The sequence below is a fragment of the Acinetobacter sp. GN11 genome (genome assembly GCF_054823985.1).
Genome location: NZ_JRVL01000114.1, coordinates 1 through 11,996, shown reverse-complemented (window position 1 = coordinate 11,996; position 11,996 = coordinate 1). Strand labels below are relative to the sequence as shown.

12 protein-coding genes are annotated in these 11,996 nt (G+C 40.0%); 5 read left to right on the top strand and 7 right to left on the bottom strand.

Going from position 1 to position 11,996, the window contains the following annotated elements; genetic code table 11:
- Positions 1-135: 135 nt before the first annotated feature.
- Positions 136-873: an FMN reductase gene (gene msuE / locus NL42_RS11480; RefSeq protein ID WP_016139885.1), complete on the top strand. Its 738-nt coding sequence runs from the start codon at positions 136-138 to the stop codon at positions 871-873.
- A 43-nt stretch (positions 874-916) separates the two neighbouring features.
- On the top strand, positions 917-2,029 hold the full coding sequence (gene sfnG, locus NL42_RS11475) for a dimethylsulfone monooxygenase SfnG (protein ID WP_016139884.1): 1,113 nt from the start codon (positions 917-919) through the stop codon (positions 2,027-2,029).
- A gap of 93 nt (positions 2,030-2,122) precedes the next feature.
- On the opposite strand, the gene NL42_RS11470 is transcribed toward sfnG, so the two are convergent.
- Entirely contained in the window at positions 2,123-2,536 is a 414-nt protein-coding gene (locus tag NL42_RS11470) for an Lrp/AsnC family transcriptional regulator (RefSeq protein WP_461312840.1), read from the bottom strand.
- A 105-nt stretch (positions 2,537-2,641) separates the two neighbouring features.
- Here NL42_RS11470 and NL42_RS11465 point away from each other — a divergent pair, with 105 nt between their 5' ends.
- Positions 2,642-3,184: a cysteine hydrolase family protein gene (locus tag NL42_RS11465; RefSeq protein WP_461312839.1), complete on the top strand. Its 543-nt coding sequence runs from the start codon at positions 2,642-2,644 to the stop codon at positions 3,182-3,184.
- A 42-nt stretch (positions 3,185-3,226) separates the two neighbouring features.
- On the opposite strand, the gene acs is transcribed toward NL42_RS11465, so the two are convergent.
- Positions 3,227-5,176 (bottom strand): acetate--CoA ligase, encoded by a 1,950-nt coding sequence (acs, locus tag NL42_RS11460; RefSeq protein WP_461312838.1) that lies wholly within the window; start codon positions 5,174-5,176, stop codon positions 3,227-3,229.
- 294 nt (positions 5,177-5,470) lie between these two features.
- Here acs and NL42_RS11455 point away from each other — a divergent pair, with 294 nt between their 5' ends.
- Positions 5,471-6,046, top strand: coding sequence for a DUF805 domain-containing protein (locus tag NL42_RS11455; RefSeq protein ID WP_461312837.1), 576 nt, complete (start codon positions 5,471-5,473; stop codon positions 6,044-6,046).
- A 114-nt stretch (positions 6,047-6,160) separates the two neighbouring features.
- Complete coding sequence (locus NL42_RS11450; RefSeq protein ID WP_461312836.1) at positions 6,161-7,141, top strand: mechanosensitive ion channel family protein; 981 nt, start codon at positions 6,161-6,163, stop codon at positions 7,139-7,141.
- Here NL42_RS11450 and NL42_RS11445 read toward each other — a convergent pair.
- The 5 genes from NL42_RS11445 to prfB form a co-directional block, all read right to left on the bottom strand.
- Positions 7,121-7,828: a 16S rRNA (uracil(1498)-N(3))-methyltransferase gene (locus NL42_RS11445; RefSeq protein ID WP_461312835.1), complete on the bottom strand. Its 708-nt coding sequence runs from the start codon at positions 7,826-7,828 to the stop codon at positions 7,121-7,123. The two genes, NL42_RS11450 and NL42_RS11445, sit on opposite strands and share 21 nt — an antisense overlap.
- Positions 7,825-9,117, bottom strand: a complete 1,293-nt coding sequence (locus tag NL42_RS11440; RefSeq protein WP_461312834.1) for a 3-deoxy-D-manno-octulosonic acid transferase — start codon at positions 9,115-9,117, stop codon at positions 7,825-7,827. The genes NL42_RS11445 and NL42_RS11440 overlap by 4 nt, the downstream gene beginning before the upstream one ends.
- Positions 9,118-9,273: 156 nt before the next feature.
- Positions 9,274-10,332, bottom strand: a complete 1,059-nt coding sequence (locus tag NL42_RS11435; protein WP_461312833.1) for an alkene reductase — start codon at positions 10,330-10,332, stop codon at positions 9,274-9,276.
- 28 nt (positions 10,333-10,360) lie between these two features.
- Positions 10,361-10,663: an ArsR/SmtB family transcription factor gene (locus NL42_RS11430; protein WP_016139876.1), complete on the bottom strand. Its 303-nt coding sequence runs from the start codon at positions 10,661-10,663 to the stop codon at positions 10,361-10,363.
- A 221-nt stretch (positions 10,664-10,884) separates the two neighbouring features.
- A protein-coding gene (gene prfB / locus NL42_RS11425) for a peptide chain release factor 2 (protein ID WP_100222431.1) occupies positions 10,885-11,980 on the bottom strand; the annotation gives its coding sequence in 2 pieces (ribosomal slippage) (positions 10,885-11,907 and positions 11,909-11,980; 1,095 coding nt in all).
- Positions 11,981-11,996: the final 16 nt, after the last annotated feature.

The following is an 11,996-nucleotide window of genomic DNA, read 5'->3' as shown; positions in this document are numbered from 1 at the left end:
AAACAAAATATATAAATCCACTATTTATCTTTTATATTTAAAACTGATAAGGTTGACCAATTTCGTTATTTTACAGTTTGCCGTCGTTGTTGATTAATAAGTCCAATCTCTTGTTTTAGGCTTAGGAACCAAATTATGACTGGTATCACATCACCAAAACCTTTGAATATTGTTGCTGTTTCTGGTGGCTTAAATACCCCATCTAAAACGGAAAGTTTGGTTCAAGCCATTCTTGATGAGTTATCCGAAGCAACCGATATTAAAGTTCACTTTATTAAATTAAGCGAAATTGGGCCATTACTAGGCGGTGCATTTTATCGCAACCAACTTCCACAGCGTGTACAAGATGATCTTGCAGCAGTTGAAGCAGCAGATGCTTTAATTGTAGGTACACCTGTTTACCGTGCCTCTTTTACGGGCCTTTTCAAACATTTCTTCGATTTTGTTGAACAAACTGCATTGGTCGATGTGCCTGTACTTTTAGCAGCATCAGGCGGTAGTGATCGTCACGCACTCGTACTTGAACATCAACTTCGTCCATTGTTCAGCTTCTTCCAAGCACAAACTTTACCAATTGGCGTATATGCGACCGATCGTGACTTTACTCCTGAATATACGGTGAAAAGCGAGCAATTATCAGATCGTATTACGTTAGCCGTGGCACGTGCATTACCAATTTTAGAATGGGCGCCAGCGAAAGGTAAACGTGCTGAAGTGATCAAATCTAAGACTCAGCAAGCGAATCAAGAGCTTGGTATTAACAAGCAAATTGAGCAAGAAGAAGTATTACCTTCAGCAGCTGTACCTGATCTTGATGCGGCAGAGTCTCGCTTGCACCACAAGTCTGGCAAATCATTAACGCATGTTGCCTAAGCGCAATATCGCTAAATAAAAATACGAATTGGGAGAGCGCACCATGACGCAATTACAACAACCGATTAAATTTGCTTATTGGGTACCAAACGTAAGCGGTGGCCTTGTCGTAAGTAACATTGAACAGCGTACAGACTGGAGTTACGACTACAATGTTCGACTTGCTCAGGCTGCTGAAAAAAATGGTTTTGAATATGCGCTCACCCAAATTCGTTTTACGGCGGGCTATGGGGCAGAAAACCAGCATGAATCAGTAAGTTTCAGTCATGCATTATTGGCAAAAACTGAAAAACTTAAGGTCATTGCTGCTATTCTGCCCGGCCCTTGGAAACCAGTACTCGCGGCTAAGCAACTTGCAACAATTGATTATCTAACTGAAGGCCGTATTGCCATTAATGTGGTGAGTGGTTGGTTTAGAGGAGAGTTTGATGCGATTGGTGAAGAGTGGCCAGAGCATGATCAACGCTATGTCCGCTCTGAAGAATTTATTCGCACGTTAAAAGGAATCTGGACCACCGATAACTATAGTTTCGATGGTAAATACTATCAATTCCAAAACTACACACTTAAACCGAAACCTCTGCAAAAGCCTCATATTGAAGTGTTTCAAGGCGGCAGCTCACGTGCTGCACGTGACATGGCTTCTCGTGTTTCTGACTGGTATTTCACCAATGGTAATACCGTAGAGGAAATTCAAAAACAAGTCGAAGACATTCGTACTAAAGCAAAAGCCAATAACCATCATGTCAAAATTGGTGTGAACGCCTTCATTATTGCCAGAGATACCGAAGAAGAAGCAAAAGCGGTACTTCAAGAAATTATTGATAAAGCCAATACGGAAGCCGTGAATGCATTTGGCGATGCAACACGTGAAGCAGGTGCAGCCTCACCAGAGCAACAAGGTAACTGGGCGAAATCAAGTTTTGAAGATTTGGTGCAATACAACGATGGCTTTAAAACCAATTTAATTGGTACACCCCAGCAAATTGCAGAGCGTATTGTGGCGCTTAAAGATGTCGGTGTTGATTTGATTCTTTCTGGATTCTTACATTTCATTGAAGAAGTAGAATATTTTGGGGAAAAAGTTCTACCACTCGTTCGCCAATTAGAACTTCAACAAGAAAAGGAGATAGAAATTCAAGCGAAATCAGCCTAAAAAACTTCATTTAAAGCAGCGCAAGACAATAAAAACAATAAATTAAAAATAAAGACTTATTGGCTCCAAGACTCGGCTTGGAGCCTTTATTTTTTAAGATTTCTCGACTTCTCGAATCACTGTTTCAACCGAATAACGGCACCATTTTGAAAGTTTCTCAATAAATTCATTTAATGCTGCGGGTTCAAAATGGCTGACGATCATATAGCAAGCATTGCCCATAACTTTAAAGCATTCATCGATTTGTTCATATTGCTTGACCAAATTTTCAATTTCTTCAAAAGCGCGTTGTTCATTTAAATGCAAATGAATAAATTGTTTATGTGAATACTGCACGGCAATGGTGTAATTTTTGATGACTCCAGCATCCATTAACTGAGTAATTCGAGCACCCACCGCCTGCCCTGTCCGGTGAACTCGTAGCCCAATTTCTTTATTGGTTAGTCGAGAATCTTGTTTAAGCAATGCAATAATTTTTAGATCAATCGGGTCTAATTCAATATTCATTTTTCATGGCGAAAGAAAACTGGCGGTAATGCTTTCATCTGACTATAGCCGATTTTACTGGCAGAGAATAAGCTTGTTTTATCTCATATCAACAAGAGTGATCTCATGAAACAAGCACTGTTAGTTATCGATGTACAAAATGATTATTTTAAAAATGGCAAAATGGAATTGGTTGGGCCAGAGCAAGCGTTAGAAAAAATAAAACAACTCGAGCAATATTTTAACGAGAAAAACTTACCAATCATTTATGTACAACATATTAACCCGCCACAAGCGAGTTTCTTCCAAGAAAATACAGATGGTGTTTTACTTCACCCTGAACTCAGTGCTGGCAGTGATTCATTAATCGTAACAAAGCACTATCCAAACAGTTTTTTAGAAACCAATTTAGAGGAACTTTTAAAAGCACATCAAATTGAGCAACTCGTGATTACAGGCATGATGACTCACATGTGTATTGATTCAGGTACACGTGCAGCCAAAGAACTGGGCTATCAACCAATCTTAATTGCAGATGCCACCGCAACTCGTGATTTAAGCTATGCTGGAAAGACTGCAAAAGCAGAAGATGTACAAACTGCTTTTTTAACTGCACTTAGTACTTTTGCAAATGTACAAAATACTGCTGACTTTCTAGCAAGGTCTTAAATAAGGCTCAGTAAAAAAGCCCCAAATGGGGCTTTTTAAAAATTAGCTTTGCTTATCGGGGTAAACCGTTGCAATGAGCTGATCTACCACAGCAGGTTCAGCCAAAGTTGAAGTATCACCTAAACTATCTAGCTCATTTGCCGCAATTTTTCTTAAAATACGGCGCATGATTTTACCCGAACGCGTTTTAGGTAATGCTGGTGCCCAGTGTAGTGCATCAGGTGAAGCCACTGGCCCAAGCACTTTACGAACCCAGTTAATTAACTCTTTACGTAGTTCTTCCGACTCTGGAACACCCGCTTGTAGAGTCACAAAAGTACAAATACCTTGTCCTTTAATATCATGCGGCATTCCTACTACCGCAGCTTCGGCAACAGCTTCATGCGACACAAGTGCGCTTTCAATTTCAGCAGTACCCAAGCGATGTCCAGAAACGTTTAAAACATCATCAACACGACCTGTGATCCAATAATAGCCGTCTTCATCACGGCGGACGCCATCACCTGTAAAATAGGTATTTTTAAAGGTCGAGAAATACGCCTCAATAAAGCGATCAGGATCGCCCCAAATGGTACGCATCTGGCCCGGCCATGAATCTTTAATTACAAGGTTACCTTCAGCCGCACCCTCTAGCTCATTGCCTTCACCATCTACAATGGCAGGTTGAATACCAAATAACGGACGTGTTGCGGAACCCGGTTTTAAAGCTGTTGCACCCGGTAATGGTGCAATTAAAATACCACCTGTCTCGGTTTGCCACCATGTATCAACAATTGGGCAGCGACCTTCACCAACAACGTTGTAGTACCAGTTCCAAGCTTCAGGGTTAATAGGCTCACCGACCGAACCAAGTAAACGCAAGCTACTACGGTTACTTTCACGTACAAACGAATCACCTTCTCGCATCATGGCGCGAATCGCGGTTGGAGCCGTATATAAAATAGAGACTTTATGTTTATCGACCACATGGCCAAGACGTGCCCACGTTGGATATTGAGGGACACCCTCAAACATTAAAGTTGTAGTACCATTTGCAAGTGGGCCATAAATCAAATAACTATGACCTGTAATCCAGCCTACATCGGCTGTACACCAGTACACATCATCTTGTTTTAAATCAAAGACCTCTTTAAATGTACTTGCCACATAAACCAGATAACCGCCTGTGGTATGCAAAACACCTTTAGGTTTACCTGTCGAACCCGAGGTATAGAGAATAAATAATGGGTCTTCAGCCTTCATAGGTTCTGGAGGACAGTTGGCATCCACTTCCATAATAATGAGGTGATACCACAAATCACGGCCTGGTTTCATTTCGATCGGGTTTGCATTACGGTAAACCACCACTACATTTTCAACACACTCTGTGCCTGGCAACTCTAGAGCCAAATCGACATTTTCTTTGAGTGGTAATAGTTTTCCGGCACGTAGACTTGAGTCTGCGGTAATCACCAGTTTAGCTTGGCTATCTTCAATACGACTTGCTAAAGAGTCTGGCGAGAACCCACCAAACACCACGCAGTGAACAGCACCAATACGGGCACAGGCTAACATGGCAATTGCAGCCTCAGTGACCATCGGCATATACAGCACAACGCGGTCACCTTTACCAATACCATATTTCTTTAAAACGTTAGCAAAGCGGCAGACTTCGTCGTGTAATTCTTTATAAGAAACGATTTTATGACGAGAAGGATGGTCACCTTCCCAAATAATTGCAGGTTTATGTGGATGTTCTTTAAGATGCCTGTCTAGGCAGTTTGCTGATACGTTCAACTCACCATCGGCAAACCATTCAATCTTGAAATTGTCTTTGTCAAAACTCGTATTTTTAACTTGGGTAAATGGTTTTATCCAATCGACAATTTTAGCTTGCTCTGCCCAGAATTCATCTGGGTTCTCGATAGAGTGTTGATAACGTTTAAAGTAGTCTGCTTCAACAGTACGAGCTGTTTTTTTAAATTCCTCTGGTACTGGATAGATCTCATTCATACGCAACTTCCTTGATCTTGTGCATCCCATCTCGAGACTGTGGCTATTATTTTACTGGATCTTATTTGCATGCCTTTGCAGTATGATGACTCTTTCAAAGTCTAAACAATGCGACTTTGGTCACATATTGATCACTTACTCAAGCACACGAAATTGTGAACATTTTTATAAAATTAAGTTGATTTAAAACATTTGTCTATAGCTTTTACTTTTATAATTTTTGCAAGATTTGATGGTTTTGATCATCAACAAAGATTATTTTGTCTCTCATACGCAACACAGGAATAAAATAATATGTTTGCCCAAACAAGCTCTTCACGCCCACCCCAGCTCCCTTTTAAAAATAGTCCTTTTTCGATTCATGGACGTTTTAATCGTATGAGCTATTTAGGTGGTTATGGACTGATTTATTTAGTCATCCTCGCAGGCTATTTCATTTTGGCTTCATTTCTTGGAAGTTTTCAGCTTTCAAGCAATTTATTTAATTTTGAATTTTATAGCTCTCTTTCTGGAGCCAGTGCTTTAGTAGTCTGGGCTTTTTCACTATTTTTAATTTATTTAAATATTGTTCTCGTTGTTCGACGCTTGCACGATCTAAATAAGAGTGGCTGGATGGGATTGCTATTGTTCATTCCAGTTGTTCAGTTCTTTTTTATGATTTATTTACTGCTTGCCTCAGGTACAGCAGGTCCAAATGAGTACGGTCCTGTTCGACCAGCAACGTTTATAGAAAAACTGATGGCTTGGCTTATTTTAGTCGCTATTTTAATTAGCCTTATTTCAACAGCAGGAATTTTTTATTATTTCTCAGGGACTGATACCTTAGAAACACCGACACAAATCTTACAAAAAGGAACGGAATACTTTTAATTAAAAAACACTTTATTATTTAGATGAACTCATTATAGTAGGCGCACATTTTATCTCCTACTATGATGAAAGCCGAAAATCGCTTTCATAATTTTTTTTTAATTGAGACTTGCCGTGGCTGATGAACAAAAATCCTTAACGGATGTCGCAAAAAATACAGGCGAACTTTTGCAAGAAGCGGGTACTAAAACCACTCAAACAGTTTTAGCCCATACTGAAAAGTATCATGATGCCTATACCACTATCGATAAAATCGTGGATAGCTTCTGGGAACGTGTGCCTTATATATGTATTGCGATTATCGTTTTTATTATTTTTTGGCTACTGACCAAATTATTTAAGTTCTTTGTTCGTAAAACCTTAGAAAACCGTTCTTATACTCGCCAAAACCTAGTTTTGGTCTTAAACCGTGTAGGCAGTACAGCAATTTTATTCTTTGGTTTCTTAATTGCTTTAGTGATCTCGATTCCAGGGTTTACACCAGGGCAACTCATGAGTGCTCTTGGAATTGGTTCTGTCGCTATTGGTTTTGCATTTAAAGATATCTTTCAAAATTTACTGTCAGGCATCTTAATCTTATTAAGCGAACCATTCCGTATTGGTGATTCGATTGTTGTCAATTCGCTTGAAGGAACTGTTGAAGATATTCAAATTCGTGCAACATTCTTACGTTCGCCAGATGGCCGCCGCATTGTTATTCCAAACGCAACTGTTTATACGAGTGCTTTAACTGTAAATACTGCTTATCAACAACGACGCTGTGAGTTTGTAGTCGGAATTGGATACGAAGATGACGAACAAAAAGCCAAGCAGATTATTTTAGATATTCTTAACAATGACCGAAATGTACTCAGTCAGCCAGCCTTCTCGGTTAACGTTACAGCGTTAGCAGATTTCTCGGTTAACCTGACTGTACGCTGGTGGGTTGATACAACTGAAACTGATATTTCGTCATCTACGAGCACCATTCAAGCTCAGGTCAAACAAGCTTTTAATGCGAACGGAATTAATATTCCTTACCCAATTCAGGAATTAAAAATGGCCGCAAATCAGCCACTTTTAAACCCAGAAGCATCAACTAAAGAGACGACCTAAAATATAAGAAATAGACGTTTCAGTTCTTAAAATACGGTTGCCTAAGCTCACAGCTTGGCAGCCGTTTTTTGTGAGCAAATCAACTTCATAGGGAATAAAACCACCTTCAGGCCCAACAACTACACTACAAGCATGCGGAATATTGACTGGCATGCTCTGCTCGGCATAAGGATGAGCCACATAGGCTGGGCTTTCTGTTGAAATTAAGCTGGGTAGGACATCTTCAACAAAAGGTTTAAAGCGTTTATACATTTGAATTTCAGGAACAATCGTGTCACCTGCTTGCTCAAGCCCTAAAGTCACATAGTTATCGAGTTGTTGCAAAAATGGAGTTTGCCAATAACTTTTATCGACGCGATAACTATGAATCAAACTAATCTTTTCAACACCTAAAGTCACACTGTCCATAATTAAACGGCGTAAAACTTTGGGCCTTGGTAAAGCCACAATTAAATGAACTGGAATTTTTGCAGGGACAGCTTCTTCACTAATAGGGCTTATACAAACTTCTTGCTCGTTAATCGAAATAATTTCAGTGGTATAACGTGCGCCATTACGAACACCAACTTTTAGATTTTGGCCAACCGTAATATCAAGATGTTCACGTAAATGCTGTAATTGGCGCTTTGAGTGAATTGACCACGTGTCTGACTGAATATCTTCAGGCTCTAGCAAAACAATATTCATGGTTTATCGGCCAAATACCGATTAATTACGCCAATATGCTTTTGCAATGAACCTTGGTTACGTTGTAAGACTTTATGCGCTTGTTCTACTACTTGTTGAGCCTGATCAGGTTCAGCTAAACATGCCATCCAGATTGCCACAACTTGCTCAGCGTCTTGGGCAATGAGCACACCATTTTCGTCAATGAATTCATCGACAATAGTTTGGAAATTAAAGTAACGAGGTCCAATGACGGTCGGCACATTCAAAACCATAGGCTCTAAAATATTATGTCCACCACCCGGCTCATTTAAAGAACCGCCTACAAAACACACTTGACTTAAAGCGTACCACAGCCACAGTTCACCCATACTATCAGCTAGGTAAACCTGTGTACTCGGATGAATACTTTGGTTCAAACTTCTACGATGAGTAATTAAATCTAGGTTTTGGCAAATTTCAAATACTTCGTCGAAACGTTCAGGATGTCGAGGTACGACAATACAAACTAACTCAGGATCTGACTTTAAATAAGGCTGAAGTGCCTGCAAAATTTGTTGCTCTTCGGGTGCATGTGTACTGGCAATTGTCAGTACTTTTCGTTGGCCCAAATACCATAGCTGGTGTAACTTTGCTGCCTGATTTATAAATGCTTCTGGTGTGTGAATATCAAATTTAATATTTCCAACCACCTGACTTTTTTGTTGATCTAAACCAAGCTCGACATAGCGTTGGCGAGTAGCATTATCTTGTGCCAACACCCAATCAATTTGTTTCAACATTCCTGCTGTTAGACCTGAGACTCGACTATAACCTTTAGCTGATTTTTCTGATAACCGCGCATTTAACAATAAACAGGGAACCTGTTGTAGCTTGGCTTGATCAATTAAATTTGGCCAAAGTTCAGTTTCAACCAATGCTAAAAGCTTTGGCTGATACAACTCAAAAAATTGTTTTAAAAGATGCTTTTGATCAACAGGCAAATAAACTGCTTGAAATAAATCTAAATAAGGTGCTTTTAAAAATAATGATTTAGCGCGTGCCTGCCCGGTTTTAGTCGTATTGGTAACCAGAACAGGTTGTCCAAGTTTAAGATAATGCTCGATTAAAGGCTGCGCAGCATTGGTTTCTCCAACCGAAACAGCATGGAACCAAATTGCTCTCACATTTTTCGGAGATTCAAACGGCCCAAATCTTTCCAGACATTCCTGATTATATAATTCCTGGCTTTCTGCACGTTTTTTTATCCGCCAGTGGTAAAAAGGTTTTAATAAATGGAGTGCGGTGTTGTACCAAAATGGGGTCGCCAAGCGGTTTGCCTCAAATAGTCAAAGTTTAAAACTGGGGAAAATATAACATAGATAGAAAAAATGGCAGAGTTTCGATACCTAAACTCTACCATTACAAGAAAAGCGATTTACCAAGTTCAGAAATGAACGAGGTCAGTAAATCATCAGTTCAAAAAATTACGAAGCTTCTAGCGTTGAATAGTCTGTATAACCTTCAGCGCCTTTGGCGTATAAAGTTGTTGGTTGAAGTTCATTTAAAGGTAAGTCTTGCTCTAAACGCTGTAAAAGATCTGGGTTAGCAATATATGCTTTACCAAAAGATACTGCGTCAGCTTCACCATCACGCAAAATACGTTTTGCTGACTCTGGTGTTAGATTTTCATTCGCAATCCATACACCATTAAATTTTTCGCGAAGTTTAGGGCTAATACTGTCAGCAGCTTCGTATTCACGAGAGAAGATGAAAGCAACATTACGTTGGCTCAATTGTTCAACCACATAACCAAAAGTTGCCAATGGATTTTCATCACCCATATCATGTGAATCACCACGTGGTGCAATATGTACACCTACTCGGCCAGCGCCCCACACTTCAATAAATGCATCAACGACTTCTAATAATAAACGTGCGCGGTTTTCAACAGGACCACCGTATTCGTCATCACGTTGATTCGTATTACTTTGAAGGAACTGGTCAATTAAGTAACCATTCGCTGCGTGTAATTCAACACCATCAAAACCAGCTGCTTTAGCCAATTCTGCTGAATGTTTATATTGAGCAACAACCTCTTTCACTTCTTCTAATGAAAGTGCACGCGGTTTTACATATGGACGTTTAGGACGTAATAAACTCACTTCACCCGCAGGTTGAATTGCACTTGGTGCAACAGGAATATCACCATCTAAAAGTTCAGGATGCGAAATACGGCCAACATGCCAAAGTTGAGCTACAATTTTTGAACCTTGAGCATGAACTGCCTCAATAATTTTATTCCAAGCTTGTGCCTGCTCTTGTGACCATAATCCCGGGGTTTCTGCATAACCCACAGTTTTTGAACCAATCACTGTTGCTTCAGTCAAAATAAGACCAGCATTTGCACGCTGTTGATAATATTCAACCATCAAATCATTCGGTACTCGGCTTTCACCACTACGCGCACGCGTTAATGGAGCCATTACCAATCGATTTTTGATTTCAAAATCACCAACCGTTAAAGGAGTATTGAGTTCAGCCATAGTCGCCTCGACTTACACTTTAATATCGTTAAAGTGTTTGTTTTAAATGTTCGATATATTGCTGAATCAAAGCTTCGTTACGTGAAAAATAAGACCATTGACCATATTTTTGGACCTGAATCAGACCCGCCTGTTGTAAAACAGACAAATGATTCGACATTGTAGATTGTGCTACTTTGCCCAATCGCTCAATATGACCTGCACAAACACCTTTCTCAAAACTACCACCACACTCTTCCACTGGTAAATAATGGTCAGGTTCTTTCAACCATTGCAAAATCTGCCGACGTAGCGGATTGGAAAGGGCTTTGCTAATTGCATCAATATCCATAGGCTCAACACGTCTTTTAAACGAACAAAGCTTTATTCAGCATTTCGAAAACATCATATCGCATTTCTGCGATATTCATATCTGTTTTTTCCGATATTCATATCGCATTTTTTCGATTAACATCCGAAGACTGAACTGCTTTGCCGTTTTAATCGCTAAAAATCCAAGAGTTCTACATATTCATAGATGAACTGTATTTAAACTAAAAGTTCAGCAGACTCTTATAAACCTTGTTTTAAGCTCGCCTCAATAAAGCGATCAAGGTCACCATCAAGAACAGCACCTGTATTAGAGTTTTCCACGCCAGTACGTAAGTCTTTAATACGCGAATCATCTAATACATATGAACGAATTTGGCTTCCCCAACCAATATCAGACTTCGAGTCTTCTAGGGCTTGAGCTGCTTCATTACGTTTTTGCATTTCCAATTCATACAATTTCGCACGTAACTGTTTCCATGCATGGTCACGGTTAGCATGTTGCGAACGCTGGTTCTGACACGCCACCACAATACCTGTTGGAGTATGTGTCAAACGAACTGCCGAATCGGTTTTGTTAATGTGCTGACCACCTGCACCAGATGCACGGTAAGTATCGGTACGAACATCAGAAGGATTAATATCAATTTCAATATTGTCATCAACTTCTGGTGAAATGAACACAGCAGAGAATGAGGTATGACGGCGGTTACCACTGTCAAATGGTGACTTACGAACTAAACGGTGTACACCTGACTCTGTGCGTAACCAACCATACGCATATTCACCTTCAACACGAATCGTTGCAGACTTAATACCCGCTACATCGCCATCAGATACTTCCATTAGCTCTGCTTTGAAGCCATGACGTTCAATCCAACGCATATACATACGTAATAGCATAGATGCCCAATCTTGTGCTTCGGTACCACCTGAACCTGATTGAATCTCGACATAGCAAGGATTCGGATCCATTGGGTTGCTAAACATACGACGGAATTCAAGTTTAGCCAGTTCATCTTCAGCAGCGCCAAGCTCAGACTGAACATCTTCAAGCAAGCTTTCATCATCAGCTTCTACAGCCAAATCTAACATCGCTTTTGCATCTTCAAGTTGTGTTGACAACCCATCCAATACATTAATAACGTTTTCTAGTTCGCCCTTTTCTTTCGCCATTGCCTGAGCACGGCTTTGGTCGTTCCAGATTGCAGGGTCTTCTAACTCACGTAAAACTTCTTCTAAACGTTCTTTTTTCAGATCGTAGTCAAAGATACCCCCGTAGTGTTTGGCTACGATCAGTTAAGTCTTTCAATTGGTTTAGATAAGGATTAATTTCCACGCGAGTGTTCCCATAA

Coding starts and splice junctions, on each gene's coding strand:
- msuE (WP_016139885.1), top strand. CDS start 136: ATGACTGGTATCACATCACCAAAACCTTTGAATATTGTTGCTGTTTCT.
- sfnG (WP_016139884.1), top strand. CDS start 917: ATGACGCAATTACAACAACCGATTAAATTTGCTTATTGGGTACCAAAC.
- NL42_RS11470 (WP_461312840.1), bottom strand. CDS start 2,536: ATGAATATTGAATTAGACCCGATTGATCTAAAAATTATTGCATTGCTT.
- NL42_RS11465 (WP_461312839.1), top strand. CDS start 2,642: ATGAAACAAGCACTGTTAGTTATCGATGTACAAAATGATTATTTTAAA.
- acs (WP_461312838.1), bottom strand. CDS start 5,176: ATGAATGAGATCTATCCAGTACCAGAGGAATTTAAAAAAACAGCTCGT.
- NL42_RS11455 (WP_461312837.1), top strand. CDS start 5,471: ATGTTTGCCCAAACAAGCTCTTCACGCCCACCCCAGCTCCCTTTTAAA.
- NL42_RS11445 (WP_461312835.1), bottom strand. CDS start 7,828: ATGAATATTGTTTTGCTAGAGCCTGAAGATATTCAGTCAGACACGTGG.
- NL42_RS11435 (WP_461312833.1), bottom strand. CDS start 10,332: ATGGCTGAACTCAATACTCCTTTAACGGTTGGTGATTTTGAAATCAAA.
- NL42_RS11430 (WP_016139876.1), bottom strand. CDS start 10,663: ATGGATATTGATGCAATTAGCAAAGCCCTTTCCAATCCGCTACGTCGG.